At 72.9% G+C, this 17,975-nt stretch carries 17 protein-coding genes and 2 pseudogenes; 1 reads left to right on the forward strand and 18 read right to left on the reverse strand.

Annotated features, from left to right (window positions below; translation table 11 throughout):
- Positions 1–39: 39 nt before the first annotated feature.
- The 7 genes from AC07D6_RS28220 to rpsB all read right to left on the reverse strand — a co-directional run bounded on the left by AC07D6_RS28220 (position 40) and on the right by rpsB (position 7,299).
- Entirely contained in the window at positions 40–1,152 is a 1,113-nt protein-coding gene (locus tag AC07D6_RS28220) for a thiamine ABC transporter substrate-binding protein (protein ID WP_479049062.1), read from the reverse strand.
- Positions 1,153–1,376: 224 nt separating this feature from the next.
- A complete protein-coding gene (rlmN, locus tag AC07D6_RS28225) occupies positions 1,377–2,489 on the reverse strand; it encodes a dual-specificity RNA methyltransferase RlmN (RefSeq protein ID WP_315878902.1) in 1,113 nt (370 codons plus the stop codon).
- A gap of 166 nt (positions 2,490–2,655) precedes the next feature.
- Positions 2,656–3,795, reverse strand: a complete 1,140-nt coding sequence (locus AC07D6_RS28230; RefSeq protein WP_479049065.1) for a phosphatidate cytidylyltransferase — start codon at positions 3,793–3,795, stop codon at positions 2,656–2,658.
- Positions 3,795–4,352, reverse strand: coding sequence for a ribosome recycling factor (gene frr, locus AC07D6_RS28235; protein ID WP_315878904.1), 558 nt, complete (start codon positions 4,350–4,352; stop codon positions 3,795–3,797). The genes AC07D6_RS28230 and frr overlap by 1 nt, the downstream gene beginning before the upstream one ends.
- A 162-nt stretch (positions 4,353–4,514) precedes the next feature.
- The gene (gene pyrH, locus AC07D6_RS28240) at positions 4,515–5,279 is read right to left on the reverse strand and encodes a UMP kinase (RefSeq protein ID WP_315878905.1); all 765 of its coding nucleotides are present in this window, start codon (positions 5,277–5,279) and stop codon (positions 4,515–4,517) included.
- Positions 5,280–5,432: 153 nt separating this feature from the next.
- Complete coding sequence (gene tsf, locus AC07D6_RS28245; protein ID WP_315878906.1) at positions 5,433–6,269, reverse strand: translation elongation factor Ts; 837 nt, start codon at positions 6,267–6,269, stop codon at positions 5,433–5,435.
- A gap of 139 nt (positions 6,270–6,408) precedes the next feature.
- Entirely contained in the window at positions 6,409–7,299 is an 891-nt protein-coding gene (gene rpsB, locus AC07D6_RS28250) for a 30S ribosomal protein S2 (RefSeq protein ID WP_479049068.1), read from the reverse strand.
- A gap of 257 nt (positions 7,300–7,556) precedes the next feature.
- Here rpsB and AC07D6_RS28255 point away from each other — a divergent pair, with 257 nt between their 5' ends.
- Complete coding sequence (locus AC07D6_RS28255) at positions 7,557–8,267, forward strand: murein hydrolase activator EnvC family protein (protein ID WP_479049070.1); 711 nt, start codon at positions 7,557–7,559, stop codon at positions 8,265–8,267.
- Positions 8,268–8,279: 12 nt separating this feature from the next.
- Here the strand turns inward: AC07D6_RS28255 and AC07D6_RS28260 are convergent, their stop codons facing one another.
- The 11 genes and pseudogenes from AC07D6_RS28260 to lepB (AC07D6_RS28310) all read right to left on the reverse strand — a co-directional run bounded on the left by AC07D6_RS28260 (position 8,280) and on the right by lepB (AC07D6_RS28310) (position 17,955).
- A complete protein-coding gene (locus tag AC07D6_RS28260) occupies positions 8,280–8,840 on the reverse strand; it encodes a TetR/AcrR family transcriptional regulator (protein WP_315878961.1) in 561 nt (186 codons plus the stop codon).
- 72 nt (positions 8,841–8,912) lie between these two features.
- Positions 8,913–9,752, reverse strand: a complete 840-nt coding sequence (gene whiG, locus AC07D6_RS28265) for an RNA polymerase sigma factor WhiG (protein WP_315878909.1) — start codon at positions 9,750–9,752, stop codon at positions 8,913–8,915.
- A gap of 232 nt (positions 9,753–9,984) precedes the next feature.
- Positions 9,985–11,304, reverse strand: a pseudogene (gene dprA / locus AC07D6_RS28270) (DNA-processing protein DprA).
- Positions 11,305–11,318: 14 nt separating this feature from the next.
- Positions 11,319–12,926, reverse strand: coding sequence for a YifB family Mg chelatase-like AAA ATPase (locus AC07D6_RS28275; protein ID WP_479049072.1), 1,608 nt, complete (start codon positions 12,924–12,926; stop codon positions 11,319–11,321).
- On the reverse strand, positions 12,926–13,288 hold the full coding sequence (locus tag AC07D6_RS28280) for a YraN family protein (RefSeq protein WP_479049074.1): 363 nt from the start codon (positions 13,286–13,288) through the stop codon (positions 12,926–12,928). Before AC07D6_RS28280 ends, AC07D6_RS28275 begins: the two co-directional genes overlap by 1 nt.
- Before the next feature lie 106 nt (positions 13,289–13,394).
- Complete coding sequence (locus AC07D6_RS28285) at positions 13,395–13,703, reverse strand: DUF2469 domain-containing protein (protein WP_031130160.1); 309 nt, start codon at positions 13,701–13,703, stop codon at positions 13,395–13,397.
- A 43-nt stretch (positions 13,704–13,746) separates the two neighbouring features.
- A complete protein-coding gene (locus AC07D6_RS28290) occupies positions 13,747–14,274 on the reverse strand; it encodes an NUDIX hydrolase (protein ID WP_315878912.1) in 528 nt (175 codons plus the stop codon).
- A gap of 91 nt (positions 14,275–14,365) precedes the next feature.
- On the reverse strand, positions 14,366–15,133 hold the full coding sequence (lepB, locus tag AC07D6_RS28295) for a signal peptidase I (protein WP_479049077.1): 768 nt from the start codon (positions 15,131–15,133) through the stop codon (positions 14,366–14,368).
- An 89-nt stretch (positions 15,134–15,222) separates the two neighbouring features.
- Positions 15,223–16,233 (reverse strand): signal peptidase I, encoded by a 1,011-nt coding sequence (gene lepB / locus AC07D6_RS28300; RefSeq protein WP_479049130.1) that lies wholly within the window; start codon positions 16,231–16,233, stop codon positions 15,223–15,225.
- Positions 16,127–17,210 (reverse strand): annotated as a pseudogene (lepB, locus tag AC07D6_RS28305) (signal peptidase I); the annotation flags it as partial. The pseudogene lepB (AC07D6_RS28305) and the gene lepB (AC07D6_RS28300), both read right to left, overlap by 107 nt.
- Entirely contained in the window at positions 17,203–17,955 is a 753-nt protein-coding gene (lepB, locus tag AC07D6_RS28310) for a signal peptidase I (protein WP_479049079.1), read from the reverse strand. The pseudogene lepB (AC07D6_RS28305) and the gene lepB (AC07D6_RS28310), both read right to left, overlap by 8 nt.
- Positions 17,956–17,975 lie beyond the last annotated feature (20 nt).

Consider the following 17,975-nt stretch of genomic DNA (forward strand, 5'->3'; position numbering starts at 1 on the left):
GGACGGCACCCGCCGGGGCGTCCCCCTCCGGGCGGCCGTCTACTTCAGGACGAGCGAGGACCACGTCTGGATCCACTGGTCGCGGTTCTCGGCGATCTTCTCGGGGGCCATGGTCAGCGGCTCGTCGATCACGACGCCGTGCCGGGTGAACAGCTCGGGCAGCTTCGCGTCCTTCGCGACCGGGTGCACGAACATGTTCAGCGGCATGTCCTCCTGGAACTTCTTTCCGACCATGAAGTCGAGGAGGGCCTTGCCGCCCTCCGGGTTGCCGGCGCCCTCGAGGAGGCCGGCGAACTCGATCTGCCGGTAGCAGGTGCCCTCGGCGACGCCGGTGGGCGCCTCGGCGGGCTTCGGGTCGCCGTACAGGACCTCGACGGGCGGGCTGGAGGCGTACGAGACGACGAGCGGCCGGTCGGCCTTGGCCTTCCTGCCGCCCGCGGAGCCGGAGAACTCCTGGTTGTAGGCGATCTCCCAGCTGTCGACGACCTTGACGCCGTTGTCCTTCAGCTTCTTCCAGTAGCCCTGCCAGCCTCCCCCGCCCGAGCCGGAGGCGCCCCCGTCGCCGTACGCGGCGGCCGTGCCGAGCAGGAAGCCGAGGCCGGGCGAGGAGCGCTCGGGGTTCTCGACGACGAGGAGGTTCCGGTAGGCGGGCTCGGCGAGGTCGTCGAAGGTCCGCGGCGGGGCGAGCTTCCTGTCGGCGAAGTACTTCTTGTCGTAGTTGACGCAGATGTCGCCGTAGTCGACGGGGGTGACGCGGTGGCGGCCCTTGTCGAGCTGGACGGCTTCGTCGACCCGGTCGAGGCCCTTCGCCTCGTACGGCTCGAAGAGGCCGTTGTCGAGGGCGCGGGAGAGGGTCGTGTTGTCGACGCCGAAGAAGACGTCGCCCTGGGGGGCGCCCTTGGTGAGGACGGCCTTGTTGACCGCCTCGACGGCGTCGCCGCTCTTGAGGACCTTGACCGTGTAGCCCGTCTCCTCGGTGAACGCCTTCAGGACGGCGTCGGAAGCGGCGAAGGAGTCGTGGCTGACGAGCGTGACGGTGCGGGACTTCGCGCCGTCGGCCGTGTCGCCGGAGCCCGTGCCGCAGGCGGTGAGCGCCAGCACGCCCAGCGCGGTGGCGACCGCGCCCGCGGCGGTCTTCTTGGTGGTGCCCACTGATTCCTCCTGGGGGTGACCAGGAAGAGACGCGGCCCTGCCCGCCGCGGGCGCGGCGGGCAGGGCGCAACAGCTCGAGTAAAGACCGAACTCCCTACCCAGAATGACCTGGGCGAGGTTCAGAGGGTCTGCGGTCTGGCGGTCACCGCACTCTCAGCGCTGTGGCGCTCCCCTGTCGGAATATCCAGATGTTCGAGCTCAGAGTACAACGGGGCGGCTTTCGGTCAGCGCTCGGTGGCCGCGAGCTGGCCGCAGGCCCCGTCGATCTCCTGGCCGCGGGTGTCGCGGACGGTGACCGGGACGCCGTGCGCGGCGATGGCCTCGACGAACGCCTTCTCGTCCTCGGGCCGGGAGGCGGTCCACTTCGAGCCGGGCGTGGGGTTGAGCGGGATCAGGTTGACGTGGACCCGCTTGCCCTTGAGGAGGCGGCCGAGGAGGTCGCCGCGCCACGCCTGGTCGTTGATGTCGCGGATCAGCGCGTACTCGATGGAGACGCGGCGCCCGGACTTCTCGGCGTACTCCCACGCGGCGTCGAGGACCTCGCGGACCTTCCAGCGCGTGTTGACCGGGACGAGCGTGTCGCGCAGCTCGTCGTCCGGGGCGTGCAGCGACACGGCGAGGCGGCACTTGAAGCCCTCGTCGGCGAAGCGCAGCATCGCCGGGACGAGGCCGACCGTCGAGACCGTGATGCCCCGCTGCGACAGGCCCAGCCCGTCCGGCTCGGGGTCGGTGAGGCGGCGGATGGCGCCGACGACCCGCTTGTAGTTGGCGAGCGGCTCGCCCATGCCCATGAACACGATGTTCGACAGCCGCGCGGGGCCGCCGGGGACCTCGCCGTCGCGCAGGGCGCGCATGCCGTCGACGATCTGGTGGACGATCTCGGCGGTCGACAGGTTCCGGTCCAGACCGGCCTGGCCGGTGGCGCAGAACGGGCAGTTCATGCCGCAGCCCGCCTGCGACGAGATGCACATCGTCACGCGGTCGGGGTACCGCATGAGCACCGACTCGACGAGCGTGCCGTCGTGCAGCCGCCACAGGGTCTTGCGGGTGGTGTCGTCGTCGCACGAGATGTGTCGGACGACGCTCATCAGCTCCGGCAGCAGCTCGCCGGCGAGCTTCTCGCGGGAGGCGGCGGGGATGTCGGTCCACTCGGCGGGGTCGTGGGCGTACCGCGCGAAGTAGTGCTGGGACAGCTGCTTGGCGCGGAACGGCTTCTCGCCGATCGCGGCGACGGCCTCCCTGCGCTCGGCGGGCGTGAGGTCGGCGAGGTGCCGCGGCGGCTTCTTGGCTCCGCGGGGCGCGACGAAAGTGAGTTCGCCAGGGACGGGGCGTACCACGCGAGCAACTCCTCGTGAGGACTGAGGTCTGGGGCCCGCGTGCGCGGGGACGGCGGCAGTGCTGTGCCGGAGCCGGGAGACCTCACCGGATCTTCCCCGCGTCGGCGGGGAAGCGAAAGGGCCCGCAACCCGATGCCGCGAGCCCTTCCAGAGTACCTGCTGGCGGTCAACCCGCTCCGACGAAGATCACCAGCAGCAGCCACACGACCGGCGCCGTCGGCAACAGGGAGTCCAGGCGGTCCATGATGCCGCCGTGGCCCGGGAGCAGGGTGCCCATGTCCTTGATGCCCAGGTCCCGCTTGATCATGGACTCGCCGAGGTCGCCCAGCGTGGCGCTGACCGCGACCGCGAGGCCCAGGAGGAGGCCCTGCCACCACGTACCGCCGTCGACGAGGAACAGCATGCACAGCGCACCGGCGGCCATCGCGAAGGCGACCGCGCCGAAGAGGCCCTCGCGGGTCTTGCCGGGGCTGATCCGCGGCGCCAGCTTGTGCCGGCCGAAGCGCCAGCCGACCGCGTACGCGCCCGTGTCGCTGACGATGGTCAGCAGCAGGAACGTCAGCACCCGCCGCGGCCCGTCGTCCGCGGCCAGCATCAGCGCCACGAACGTCGCCAGGAACGGCACGTAGAAGGCGGCGAACACCCCGGCCGTGACGTCCTTGAGGTAGCCCTCGGGCGGCTCCGTCATCCGCCACACGAGCACCGCGAGAGCGGTCAGCGCCATCGCCACCCAGGCGCCCTCGGCGCCGCGCACGTACCCGGCGACGACCATCGCCGCGCCGCCGACGGCGAGCGGGACGAGCGGCGCCCTGATGCCCTTGCGCTCCTGGAGCCGGGACGTCAGCTCCCACAGGCCGACGACGACGGCGATCGCTATGACGCCGACGAAGACGGCCTTCTGGATGAACAGCGACGCGATGATCACCGCGCCGAGGCCGACGCCGACCCCTATGGCGGCCCGGAGGTCACGCCCGGCCTGCTTCTTCTGCCGCTGCCGCTGGTGCGGCTGGTGCTGGTGCGGTGGGTGTGAGCGTCCCTGCGACTCGGCGGGCTCCGGTGGTTCCGAGGGCATGGGCTCCTGCGGCATCTCGTCACGGAACGGGGGACCGCTCAGCCGAGCGGTCCCCCGGTCAGGGTCGTCCTGGTCTCCGCCGGCGGGGACGTCGGGCACGATGGGCATGGGCCGAGTCTGCTGCGCGGCGTGCTCATCGTGGACGGGACCCGCCGGGGCGGCCGGAGCGTGCCCCTGGTCGGGCGGACCCCAGTGTCCGCCTCGCGGCGGGGCCCCCCAGGAAGCGTCGTTCATCAGACCTCGAGCAGCTCGGCTTCCTTGTGCTTGAGCAGCTCGTCCACCTGCGCGACGTACTTCGCGGTGGTGTCGTCGAGCTCCTTCTCCGCACGGCGGCCCTCGTCCTCACCGACTTCGCCGTCCTTGACGAACTTGTCGATGGTCTCCTTGGCCTTGCGGCGGATGGAGCGGATCGAGATCTTGGCGTCCTCGCCCTTGCCCTTGGCGACCTTGATGTACTCCCGGCGGCGCTCCTCGGTGAGCTCGGGGAAGACCACCCGGATGATGTTGCCGTCGTTGGTCGGGTTGACGCCGAGGTCGGAGTCGCGGATCGCCTGCTCGATGTTGCGCAGCGCGGTCTTGTCGAACGGGGTCACCACGGCCATGCGCGGCTCCGGCACCGAGAAGGAGGCCAGCTGGTTGATCGGCGTGAGGGCACCGTAGTAGTCGGCCACGATCTTGTTGAACATGGCCGGGTGCGCACGCCCGGTGCGGATCGCGGCGAAGTCCTCCTTGGCGACCAGGACGGCCTTCTCCATCTTCTCCTCGGCTTCGAGGAGGGTCTCTTCGATCACCACTTGCTCCTGCGTGTCTTGGGTTTGTCCCGGCGTGCACCACGGCCGCGGAACCTGCGTCGCGTCTTCTCCTGCACGGTGTCCGACCGGCAGGGCTTTGTCCATCCCCGGCTGGGCCCCGGGGTCCCCCCGCTCGAACGAAGTCGAGAGCCCGGGGAAGGGTCAGTGCCGGGTGCCCTCGCCGCTCACGAGAGTGCCGATCTTCTCACCCTTCACGGCGCGGGCGATATTGCCGGCCGTGAGGAGTTCGAAGACGAGGATCGGCAGCTTGTTGTCGCGGCAGAGGGTGACGGCGGTGGCGTCGGCGACCCTGAGGTCCCGGGCGATCACCTCGCCGTACTCCAGGGCGTCGAACTTCACGGCGTCCGGGTTGGTCTTCGGGTCGGAGTCGTAGACCCCGTCGACCCCGTTCTTGCCCATGAGGAGGGCCTCGGCGTCGATCTCCAGCGCGCGCTGGGCGGCGGTCGTGTCGGTGGAGAAGTAGGGCATGCCCATGCCGGCGCCGAAGATCACGACGCGGCCCTTCTCCAGGTGGCGCACGGCGCGCAGCGGGATGTAGGGCTCCGCGACCTGACCCATGGTGATGGCGGTCTGGACGCGGGACTGGATGCCCTCCTTCTCCAGGAAGTCCTGGAGGGCGAGGCAGTTCATGACCGTGCCGAGCATGCCCATGTAGTCGGAGCGGGCCCGGTCCATGCCGCGCTGCTGGAGCTCGGCGCCGCGGAAGAAGTTGCCGCCGCCGATGACGACCGCGATCTGCGCGCCGTCACGGACGACCGCGGCGATCTCGCGGGCGATGGCGTGGACGACGTCGGGATCGACGCCGAGGCCGCCGCCGCCGGAGAACGCCTCGCCGGACAGCTTCAGGAGGAAGCGTCCGGCCTTCTTGCCGGTGTTGTCGTCGCTCTGTGCGGCGCCCTGATTCATTGGAGATCTCCTCGTGCACATACGAAGAAGGCCATTGCCGGGGGTGCTGATGTCCCTGTGCGGCAATGGCCTCCTCGTCAGATCTGCGGTCGTCCGGCGCGGACGCGGACGACTGCTACGACCCTATGGGGTCCGGTGTCCGTCGGTACGGACTCAGATGCCGACCTTGATGCGCGTGAAGCGCTTCAGGGTGACACCGGCCTCGTCCAGGATCTGCTGAACGGACTTCTTGTTGTCGAGCGCGTACGGCTGGCCGAGCAGCGTCGCGTCCTTGAAGAAGCCGTTGAGGCGACCCTCGACGATCTTCGGCAGCGCGGCCTCGGGCTTGCCCTCGGCGCGGGTGGTCTCCTCGGCGACGCGGCGCTCGGCCTCGACGACCTCGGCCGGGACGTCGTCCTTGGAGAGGTACTTCGGGGCGAACGCGGCGATGTGCTGCGCGACGCCCTTGGCGACCTCGGCGTTCTCCTTGTCGAGCTCGACGAGGACACCGATCTGCGGCGGCAGGTCCGGCATGGTGCGGTGCATGTACGCGGTGACGTAGCCGCCGGAGAACTGCGCGAAGCGGTCGAGAACGATCTTCTCGCCGAGGTTCGCGTTGGCCTCGTCGACGAACGCCTGGACGGTCTTGCCGGGCTCGATCTCGGAGGAGAGCAGCGCCTCGATGTCGGCCGGGCCGGTGGCCGCGACGTGCTGGGCGAGCTGGTTGGCGACCGACTGGAACTTCTCGCCCTTGGCGACGAAGTCCGTCTCGCACTTCAGCTCGACGAGGACGCCGGAGGTGTTGTCGTCGGCGATCAGGGAGACGACGGCACCGTTCTCGGCGGAGCGGCCCTCGCGCTTGGCGACGCCCTTCTGGCCCTTGATGCGCAGGGCCTCGACGGCCTTGTCGACGTTGCCGTCGGACTCGTCCAGCGCCTTCTTGCAGTCCATCATGCCGGCGCCGGTGAGCTCGCGGAGCTTCTTGACGTCGGCGGCGGTGTAGTTCGCCATGATCTGTGAATCTCTCTCGAAGTCTGGAAGATCTACCAGGATCTATGGGGTGACGGAGGGGGCTTGTGGCCCCCTCCGTCGACGACCGGACCGGTCAGGCCGGGCGCGGGGGCCCGGGCCTCGGGGTCAGGACCGCTGGTCAGGCCTGCTCGGCCTCGGCGGCCGGCGCCTCGGCGGCCGGGGCCTCGGCAACCTCGGCGGCCGGGGCCTCGGCGGCGGCCTCGGCCGACTTCTCGGCCTCGTCGGCCTTCTTCTCGCCCTCGAGCAGGTCGCGCTCCCACTCGGCGAGCGGCTCGCCGGCGGCCTTGTCGCCCGGCTTGCTGTCGCCGGTGGCGACGCCGGAGCGGGCGATGAGGCCCTCGGCGACGGCGTCGGCGATCACACGGGTGAGCAGGGTGACGGAGCGGATCGCGTCGTCGTTGCCCGGGATCTTGTAGTCGACCTCGTCGGGGTCGCAGTTGGTGTCGAGGATCGCGACGACCGGGATGTTGAGCTTGCGCGCCTCACCGACGGCGATGTGCTCCTTCTTGGTGTCGACGATCCAGACGGCGCTGGGCACCTTCTGCATGTCGCGGATACCACCGAGGGTCTTCTCCAGCTTGGCCTTCTCGCGGGAGAGGACCAGGAGCTCCTTCTTGGTGAGGCCGGAGGCGGCCACGTCCTCGAAGTCGATCGCCTCGAGCTCCTTGAGGCGCTGGAGGCGCTTGTACACGGTGGAGAAGTTGGTGAGCATGCCGCCCAGCCAGCGCTGGTTGACGTACGGCATGCCGACGCGGGACGCCTGCTCGGCGATGGCCTCCTGCGCCTGCTTCTTCGTGCCGACGAACATGATCGAGCCGCCGTGCGCGACGGTCTCCTTGACGAACTCGTAGGCGCGGTCGATGTACGACAGCGACTGGAGCAGGTCGATGATGTAGATGCCGTTGCGCTCGGTGAAGATGAAGCGCTTCATCTTCGGGTTCCAGCGACGGGTCTGGTGACCGAAGTGGACGCCGCTCTCCAGCAGCTCCCGCATCGTGACGACGGCCATGGCCGTATCTCCTTGAGTGTGTCGGTTGTTTCCTGACGCCCCGGCGCGCTGTGCCACGAATGGACCGATGAGCGCCACCACGGCCGGTGAGGGCGGTGGCGGGGCGTGCGAAGTCGACCCGGTGGCCCGGGTCGCCAGAAGAAGTGTACGGGACCTGGGCGCCGCCGGGTGACGGCGCTGTCCACAAGCGGCGCCGTCGTCCACAGATCGGGGCCGTGATCCACCCGGGCGGGGGGATCGGGGGGACAGTGCGTTGCATGGACCGACGTTCTCCGCGCGCCGCCCTGCCGGCGGCCCTGGCGCTCCTGCTGTTCGTCGTCGCGGTCGCGGGTGCGGCCGCCGTGCCGGGGCCGCGCGCCCCGGCGGCGGCCGTCTCCGCGGCGCCGCTGCGGGCGGGCCCGGACGGGAGCGCGCCGCCGGGCGGGGGACCGCAAGGTGGGAGGCCGCTCGACGGCGGGCCGCCGGGCGGGGGGCCGCCGGGTGGGAGGCCGCTCGACGGCGGGCCGTCGGATGGGGGGCTGCCCGCGCGGGACGCGGTGTGGCCGGTGGGGCCGCCCCGGGCGGTGGTGGTGCGCGGGTGGGAGCCGCCCGTGTCGGCGTACGGGCGGGGGCACCGGGGCGTCGACCTGGCCGCGCCGCCGGGCACGCGGGTGCGGGCGGCCGTCGCGGGGCGGGTGTCGTTCGCGGGGCCGGTGGCGGGGCGGGGCGTCCTGGTGGTGACGCTGCCGGCACCACCGGGCGCGGTGCCGCTGAGGATCACGTACGAGCCGGTGCGGGCCGTGGTGGAGGCCGGGGCGCGGGTGCGGGCGGGTCAGGTGGTCGCCCTGACGGCCACCGACGCGGCGTCGCACTGCGCGGGCGCGTGCCTGCACTGGGGGCTCAGGCGGGGGGACGCCTACCTGGACCCGCTGTCGCTCCTGCCGCGGCTGCCGCGCCGCCCGCCGTCCCGGCTGCTGCCCTGGTGGTGAGGGCGCGCGGCCTCAGGGGTGGGCGACACCGCGCAGGGCGACGGCGACGGCCGTGTCGGCGATGGCGGTCGGGTCCTCGGCGGCGCCGAGCTCGATCCGGCGGACGGCCGCGTCGACGACGCCCTGGAGGAGCATCGCGGCGAGCCGGGGCTCGGGCTGGCCGAGTTCGGCGAGGGCCTCGACGATGATCGCGACGAGGCCGCCGTGCGCGGCGCGGATCTTCTCGCGGGCGCCGTCGTCGAGTTCGCTGGCGGAGATGGCGACGACCGCGCGGTGCCGGCGGTCGCCGACGAGCTCCAGCTGGCGGCGCACGTACGCCTCGACCTTCGCCCCGGGGGTGGCCGCCCGCTCCATGGCCGCCTCGACCTCCGCCGCCCAGACGGGGAAGTCGACCGCGCACAGCTCCTCGACGACGGCGGCGCGGGAGCGGAAGTACTCGTACACCGACGACCGGGCGAGGCCGGTGCGTTCGGCGAGGGCGGGGAAGGTCAGCGCCTCCGTGCCGCCCTCGGACAGCAGGGAGCGCGCCGCATCCAGCAGGGCGGCGCGCTGCATCGTCCGGTGCTCGGCCACGGAGGCCGCTCGAATCCTTGGCACGGGACCCACTGTACGGCCGTCCGTTCGACCTCGGGGGGCCGTCCCCGGTCAGCGTCCGACATCCGCCAGCTTCGCCCTGAGCTGGAGGACCGACTTGGTGTGGATCTGGCTGACGCGGCTCTCCGTGACGCCCAGGACGTTGCCGATCTCGGCGAGGGTGAGGCCCTCGTAGTAGTAGAGGGTGACGACGGTCTTCTCGCGCTCCGGGAGGGTGTTGATGGCCCGGGCGAGCAGCCGGCGCACCTCGCGGCCCTCGGCGACCTCGACGGGGTCGTCGGCGGCGGTGTCCTCCAGGGTGTCCATGAGGCTGAGGCGGTCGCCGTTCTCGCCGCCGACGTGCAGCAGCTCCTCCAGGGCGACGACGTTGGCCAGGGACAGCTGGCTGAAGACGGCGTGGAGGTCCTCGACGGGGATGCCCATCTCGGCGGCGACCTCGCTCTCGGAGGGGGTGCGCCGCAGCCGCGCCTCCAGGGTGGCGTAGGCGCGCTCCACGGCCCGGGCCTTCTGGCGGACGGAGCGGGGGATCCAGTCCAGGGCCCGCAGTTCGTCGATCATGGCACCGCGGATGCGGGTGATCGCATAGGTCTCGAACTTGATCGACCGGTCGATGTCGAACTTCTCGATGGCATCGATCAGGCCGAAGACCCCGGAGGAGACGAAGTCGGCCTGCTCGACGTTGGAGGGCAGGCCGACGCTGACCCGGCCCGCGACGTACTTCACGAGGGGCGAGTAGTGCAGGATCAGCTGTTCCCGCAGCCGCTCGTCGCCCGTGTCCTTGTACGACCGCCACAGCTCGTCCAGCGACGAGGGAGCGGCCGGCCGCGCGCTGCCCCGGGCAGCGGGCGGCGGTACCGCAGCGCGGTCGGACCCGGAGGTGTGCTGGGGCATGCGTCGCCTTGAGCCGTTCTGCCGTGATGTGCAGGGATGGACGGGAGGTAGCGGTGAGCGTAGCGTGACTGGGCCGTCGCGGTGAGCGAAGGCGAGGGGATCGTCCGTAGGCGGGATCACGTCGTCGGCCGCATCTTCGAATGGGGGTGGCGGGCCGTCCACGGGTGCCTCCGCCGTCACCGATGGAGCAAGGATGGTCATCGGGTTCACCTTTTCACCCGATTGCTCCAGGTCAAGGACCGCCTCGCCGGGCGTCCGGGTGGTGTTCCCCGGTGGTCGTCAACCGCCAGATGTCGCCATGCCGTTAGACGTGTCCGAGGGAGTGGAGCTCGTACAGTCTGCCGAGTGCGTCGTCAACGCTCGTCCCGGCGTTCGCCGCCACGTCGGGGACGGTCGCGGCCCGGCCGGGCGGTGGGAGCGCGTCGAGCACGCGTGCGGTGACCGGGTCGAGGAGGTCCCTCGGGACGACGGGGCCGCGCCGGTCGGGGGCGAGCTCCCCGATGTCGCCGACGAGTTCGGCGACGTCGTCGGCGTCGGTGACCAGGACGGCGCCGCCGCGCAGGAGTTCGTGGACGCCCGCGGAGAGGCCGCTGGTCGCGGCGCCCGGCACCCCCATCGTGTGGCGGCCGAGCCGCTGGGCGTCGCGCGCGGTGGCGAGCGCCCCGCTGCGGTACGCGGCCTCGACGACGACGGTGCCCCGGGTGAGGGCGGCGATGACGCGGTTGCGCATCAGGAACCGCCCCGGTGTGGGGTGGTCGCCGGGCGGCAGCTCCCCCACCACCAGCCCCTGCTGGGCGATCCGGCCGATCAGCCCGGCGTGCCCGCGCGGGTAGGCGACGTCGACGCCGCAGGCGAGCACGGCGACCGTGGCGCCTTCCGCGCCGAGGGCGCCGCGGTGGGCGGCGCCGTCGATGCCGAACGCCGCGCCGGAGACGACGACCCAGCCGCGCTCCGCCAGCCCGGCGCCGAGCGCGGCCGCCATGTGCGCCCCGTACGGCGTGCAGGCGCGGGCGCCCACCACGGCGACGGAGCGCAGCGCCCACCGCCGCAGGTCGGCGGGGCCCCGCAGCCAGAGGCCCACGGGCCGGGCGTCCCCGAGGTCGTCGAGTTGACCGGGCCACTCCGCGTCACCGGGGACGACGAACCGCCCGCCGAGCGACCCGATCAGCTCCAGGTCCTGCCGGGGCCGCACCCGGGCCGTCCGCGCCAGATACCCCTGGAGGCGCCGCTCGCTCGCCCCGGTGAGCGATCCGCTCCGGTACGGCTCCGCGGTGAGCCGCCGCAGCAGTTCCACGGCCCCCAGCTCGCGCAGCCACCGCCCGCCGTGCTCGTCCCCCGGCTCGACCACCCGGCACAGCGCCGCCCGGGCGACCCGCTCCTCGTCCGTCACCACCACGCCGGCACCCCCGGTGTCCGTTCCCCGCAGCCTGCCGGCGGGCCCGCCCGCCGGCCCTCCCTCCAGCTCCTCCACCAGCCCTTCCTCCGGGCCCTCTCCCCGGGTCCTCCGCCAGCCCTCCCCCGGGCCGGTGTCCCGACCCGGGCCCGCCCGCATCCCGGCGGTGGCCGTCACCGCCGTCCTCCCGTCCTCACCGGTACGCCCCGGGGGATTCCCGTGCGCAGCTCCAGGGCGAGGTTGACGTCGTCGGCGCCGGGGCGGCCGCGGCCCGCCAGGTCGGCGAGGGTCCAGGCGGTGCGCAGGACCCGGTCGAGGCCGCGGGCGGTGAGCAGGCCGCGTTCGATGTCGCGTTCGGCGGCGGCCAGGGCGCCGGGGGCGGGGTGCCAGCGGGTGCGCAACTCGTGGCCGGGCACCTCGGCGTTGCGGGTCCACGGCGTGCCGATCAGCCGCGCCGCGGCGCGCTCCCGGGCGGCGTGGACCCGGGGGGCGACCGCGGCGGTGGACTCGCCGTCCGCGGCCAGCAGCTCGGCGCGGCCGACCGGCTCGACCTCGACCCGCAGGTCGACGCGGTCCAGGAGCGGCCCCGACAGGCGCGACTGGTAGCGGCGGATCACCGACGAGGGGCACTCGCAGCCGTCCCCCTGGGCGCTGTGCCGCCCGCACGGGCACGGGTTCGCGGCGAGGACCATCAGGAACCGCGCGGGGAGCCGCACCACGCCCGCCGCGCGCGCCACGACCACCTGGCCCGACTCCAGGGGCTGCCGCAGGGCGTCCAGGGCCTTCCCCGAGAACTCGGGGGCCTCGTCCAAGAAGAGGACGCCCCGGTGCGCGAGCGAGACGGCCCCCGGACGCGGCAGCCCGTTGCCGCCGCCGATCAGGGACTGCATCGTCGCCGAATGGTGCGGCGCGCAGTACGGCGCCCGGCTCACCAGCGGCCTTCCCGGCGGGAGGATGCCGGCCACGGAGTGGACGGCGGTCACCTCCAGCGACTCGCCGCGGGTCAGCGGCGGCAACAGGCCGGGCATCCGCTCGGCCAGCATGGTCTTGCCCGCGCCGGGCGGCCCGGACAACAGCAGGTGGTGGCCGCCGGCGGCGGCGACCTCCAGGGCGAGCCGTGCGGCGCGCTGCCCGGCGACGTCCGCCAGGTCGGGGCCGTCGCCGGAGTCGGCGGCCAGTCCCGTACCGACCCCGGCGCCGGGGACGACCAGACCGGCCAGCATCGGGTCGGGCCTGCCCTCCTCGTCCGGTTCCTCCTCGGGTACGGGCGCGTCGGTGAGGATCGCGACCAGTTGGCGCAGGCTCCGCACGCCGAGCACGGACACCCCCGGCACCAGCGACGCCTCCCCCGCGGTCCGCTCGGGGACGACGACGTGCTCGTACCCGGCCTCGGCCGCCGCCAGGACCGCCGGCAGCACGCCCCGCACCGGCCGGACCCGGCCGTCGAGGCCCAACTCCCCGATGAGGACGAGATCCGCGATCGTGCGCGGATCGATCAGCTCGGCCGCGGCCATCACCGCGCACGCGACGGCGAGGTCGAAGCCGGAACCCGCCTTGGGCACCGAGGCGGGGCTCAGCCCGACCGTCAACTTCTTCTGCGGCCACTCCGCCCCGGAGTTGACCATCGCGGCCCGTACCCGGTCGCGACTCTCCGACAGGCTCTTGTCCGGCAGGCCGACCAGCGTGAACGCCGCGACCCCCGGCTCCAGGTCCGCCTGGACCTCCACCACGACCCCGTCGACACCGACCAGTGCCACCGCGCACGTCCGGGCGAACCCCATCAGGCCACCCCCCGCACGTGGTGCACGACGGGGGCGCCGCGCCGGGGCAGGACCACGCCGACCAGGTCGATGCGGACCCCTCCCGGGGGCGGCCCGCCGTGCCGGTCGAGCCAGCACTCGGCGAGTCTCCTCAGCCGCTCCGCCTTGGCGCGCGTGACCGCCGCCAGCGGGTGCTGGAAGGCGTCCGCCCGGCGGGTCTTCACCTCGCAGATCACGACCGCGTCGCCGTCGCGGGCGACGATGTCGATCTCGCCGCCGCGCCCGCAGCGCCAGTTCCTGGCGAGGACGGCCATGCCCACCTCGCCGAGCCGGCGTACCGCCAGCCTCTCCCCGTACTGTCCGAGTGCCCCCGTCGCGTTCATCTCGGCACCACCTCCGGTACCGACTGTGACGCCTCGGGCGCTCAGTTGTGGATCTTGGTGGACAACCGGTCCCGCTGTGGAGAACCCGGTCACCCGTACGGGTGCGTCAGCTGCCCGGAAGCTCCAGATCCGACTTGTTCAGCTCTTCGATGTTCACGTCCTTGAACGTGAGTACCCGTACCTGTTTGACGAAGCGGGCCGGCCGATACATGTCCCAGACCCACGCGTCCGCCATCGACACCTCGAAGAAGACTTCGCCGTGCACGGAGTGCACCTGCATCTCGTAGTCGTTCGTCAGGTAGAAGCGCCGCTCGGTCTCGATGACGTATTTGAACAGCCCGACGACGTCGCGGTACTCCCGGTAGAGCTTCAGCTCCATCTCGGTTTCGTACTTCTCGAGGTCCTCGGCGCTCATGGCATGTTCCCCTTCAGCCGTGCGTGCCCCCATTGTGCGCCAGTCATCCGTACTCCCAGACGATTTCCGGGGACAGGGCGACCGGCGCGGGCGGCGGGCCCTCGTCGAGCAGCGTGCGCAGCAGCCCGGCGAGTCGTGTCGGGTACACCGTCTCACGGGCCGTCGACAGTTCGGTGGAGGTCCACCACCTCAGCCCCGCGACACTGCGGCTCTCCAGCTCGGTGAGGCGGTCCCCCAGGGCGGCGGCGGTGTGCCGGGTCCGGGCCAGGTAGTACCACTCGTCCTGGTTCCAGCGGCGCCCGTCGAACGGGAACGAGCAGACGCGCCGCCACAGCACCGGCCCGAGCTCGACGTCGGTGATCCCGGTCTCCTCGGCCAACTCGCGCAGCGCGGCCTCCTCGCGGGTCTCGTCTCCCTCGACGCCCCCGCCCGGCGTGAACCACCAGGTCCGCCCCGGATCGTCCGGCTCGTAGCCGTGCAGGAGCAGGATCCGGTCGTCGGGGTCGAGCAGCACGACCCGCGCGACCCTCCGCAGCTCGCCCGGCGGCAGCCCGGGCGGCGGCTCCCCCAAAGGCTCCTGGGGCGGCTCGCCCGGCCGCCGGTCCTCCGGCCGCCGGTCCTCCGGCGCGCACCCGTGTCCGTCCGCCGCCCGCGCCGCCCCGTCAGCCACGTGCCGCCGCCCCGCTCCGCGGCCGGGACCGCGACACCGCCCGCGCCAGCGGCCCGTACGCCGCTCCGCCCAGGATCAGCGCCGCACCGGCCGTGACGGCCCACGCCAGCGGCCGTACGGGCCCGGGCTCCGACACCCCGCCCGGCAGGGCGGCGAAGCCCTGCGGCCGGTCGACCACGCCGAGCCCGTCCAGCGGCCACACGACGGCGTCGAGCCGGGCGGTGACGGCGCTCCGGGGCACCGCCCCCTTCCCCGCGTCCTGGAGGTGCGCCCGCGAGTCCTGGGACCCGGCGCGCTGGTCGCCCAGGAGGAAGAGGTGCCCCTCGGGCACGGTCGCGGCGAACTCCGTCGGCGACGCGGCCTCCTTCCCGCCCCAGCCCTGGGAGCGCAGGTACGGCTCCTGGACGGGCCTGCCGTTGACGGTGAGCCGGCCGTCCGCGTCGCAGCAGGCGACCTCGTCGCCGTCGAGACCGACGACCCGCTTGATCATCGGCAGGTCGCCCCAGGTGCGGTCCGTGAAGACCACGACGTCGCCGCGCCGCACCTCCGAACCGTCGATCCGCTGGGCCAGGACCCGGTCGCCCGCCGTGACGGTCGGGTTCATCGAGTCGGTGGGCACGGTGTAGGGCCGGTACAGGACGGCTCCCCAGGCGAACCCGCCGAAGAACAGCACACAGCCGGCGGCCACGACCAGCCCCGACAGCACGCTGCCGAGGCGGCCGCGGCCGCCCGTACGTATCGTTCCGCCCGTTCCGCCCATCCCAGCGCTCCCCATTCAGGAGATCGAGTGCCCTGGGACGGCACCCTACCCGCGCCCGCTACCGGGCGGTACGCCCCGCTGCGCCCCGCTCACGCACGGGCGGGCGCCTGTTCGGCCGCCCCTTCGCGCGCGAGGATCCGGCGGCGGCGCCACAGCACCAGCGGCAGGGCGCCGGCGAGCCCCAGGGCGCCGGGCCCGGCGGCGGTCGCGGCGGTCGCGGTCAGTCCGGGCTGGTCGAACGTGTCCGGCACCGGCAGGGTCGACCAGCGGCCCAGCGGCCAGGCGACGACGATCGCGCGGCCCACGACCTCCTCGTTGGAGACCGTGCCGTTGCCCGGGAGCTCCTGGTGGTAGCGGGAGTCCAGCGAGTTCTGCCGGTTGTCGCCCATCACCCAGATGCGGCCGTCGGGGACCTTGATCGGCCCGAACGGCTCGTCGTCGCACGACGTGGAGCCCGGGTACAGGTACGCGGTCTCGTCGAGCGTCTTGCCGTTGACGAAGACCTTGCCGCCCTTCTTGCACTCGACGGTGTCCCCGCCGACCGCGATGACGCGCTTGATCAGGTCCTGCTTCTCCGACGACGGCATCAGCCCGATGAAGCTCAGGAACTTCTGCAGCGGATTCGGCTCGGGCGCGGGCTCGTTGAGCCAGCCGCCCGGGTCGTGGAAGACGACGACCTCTCCGCGCTCCGGCTCCGAACCGAACCACGGGGTCAGCTTGTCGACCAGCACCCGGTCGCCGCGCTGCAGCGTGTTCATCATCGACTCGGAGGGGATGGAGAATGCCTGGACCAGGAAGGTCTTGATCAGCAGTGCCAACAGCAGGGCGATGCCGACCAGCAGCGGCAGCTCCTTCCAGAAGGAGCGCTGCTTCCTCGGCTGCGGCTGCCCGCCGTCGTCCACGGTGTCGTCGTTGTCCACGCTGTCGCCCTCGGCGTTCTCGGCGCTCCTCGCGCCGGTCACGTGCGGCGCGTCACTGCGGACGGCCGCGCTCTCGTTCACGCCCGCGGCGGGCGTCCCGCCCGGGCCGGGGGACGGGTCCGCGAGCTGCCCGCGCCCCTTCTCCGGCTCGTCGCGTCCGGATCGTGCGCCGACCGCCAGATCCCCCACATCCACTCCTCAGTCCGTGCTCTCACCCTCCCCCGAAGCAGGGGAAGGCCCACCACTCCCATAACGAGCGGGAGTTCCGCAGGGGTCGGGAGCCGTAGCGATCCATTCGCGTACCAGGGGGACACACTATGCGACGTGCCGAGCGCCGTCGCGGTCCCGGGCGGCGCGTCCGGGACCCCGGCGAACGCGTCCTCGCCGTCCAGCCCGCGCCAGTGACCGAACGGCCAGGCGATCACGAAGGCGCGCCCCACGACCTGCTCCTGCGCGATCGTCCCCTGGAACGCCTCGTCGAGGTGGAAGCGCGAGTCGGCCGAGTTGGAGCGGTGGTCCCCGAGGACGAACAGCCGTCCCTCGGGGACCCTGACGTCGAAGGGGATCTGCGAGGGCGCGTTGCCCGGATGGAGGTACGGCTCGTCCAGGGGTGCGCCGTTGACGGTCACCCGCCCGTTCGCGTCGCAGCACGTGACGGTGTCCCCGCCGACGGCGACGACCCGCTTGATGAGGTCCTGCTCGTCGTCCGACGGCAGCAGGCCGATGAACGTCAGGGCCTGCTTGACCTGGGCGACGCCGACCGGGTCGTCGTCCGGCGGCGGCTGCTCGGCCTGGAGCCAGCCGCCGGGGTCCTTGAAGACGACGACGTCGCCGCGCTCCGGCCGCGAACCGAACCAGGGCGTCAACTTGTCGACCAGGACGCGGTCGTCGATGCGGATCGTCTGCTCCATGGAGCCGGACGGGATGACGAACGCCTGCACCAGGAAGGTCTTCAGGACGAGCGCGATGAGGACCGCGACGGTGACGAGGAGCGGGATCTCCTTGAGCGCGGACCGGCGCCTGCGCCGCTTCACCCTGCGGGCGAGCCTGCGCCGTTCGGCCCGGCCGGGCAGCGGGCGGCGGCCGTCCGCGGACCGCGCCCCGGCGGGCGGCCCGGTCCCGGCGCGGTGCCCGCCGCGCCGGCCCCGGCTACCCATGCCCTCCGCCCGGGACGGGGGCGTCCGGTACGGCGCCGAAGGCGCCCGTCGCGTCGACGCCGGACCAGCGCCGCACCGGCCAGCCGATCCAGTCGGCCCTGCCGATCACCCTGTCGACGGGAACCATGCCGCCGCCCGGCGCGCCCAGGTGGTCGCGGGAGTCCCGGGACTGGCTGCGGTGGTCGCCCATCACCCAGAGGGTGCCCTCCGGCACCACGACGTCGAACGGCACCCGGGAGGGGGCGTCACCGGGGTACAGGTACCCCTCCTCGACGGGTGCGCCGTTCACCTCGATCCTGCCCTCCTCGTCGCAGCACCTCACCCGGTCGCCCCCGACGCCCACGACGCGCTTGACGAAGTCGGTGTCGGCGGGCTCCGCGAGGCCCAGCGCCGCCGCGGCGCCGCGCAGGAACCCGGTGACCGGGTTCTCTTCCGGAACGGTACGGACGAAGGAGCCGGTTCCGTCGAAGACGACGACGTCCCCGCGCGCGGGCCGGGCGCCGAAGCGGTACGCCAGCTTGTTGACGACCACCCGGTCGCCCACCTGGAGCGTCGGCTCCATCGACCCGCTGGGGATCTGGAAGGGCTGGATGAGGAAGTGGCTGACGAGCAGCATGCCGACGGCCCAGGCGAGGCCGAGCAGGCCGGCGGTGCGCCAGGAAAGCGCGAAGCGCGACCTCCGCTCCGGCTGCCTCTCGGCGTCGGGAGGGAGGTCGCGCTCCGTGTGCTTGGCTTCGGTGTCCATCGGGGGCGAGCCTAACCGGC

The sequence above is a fragment of the Streptomyces sp. NPDC045287 genome, from assembly GCF_056432325.1.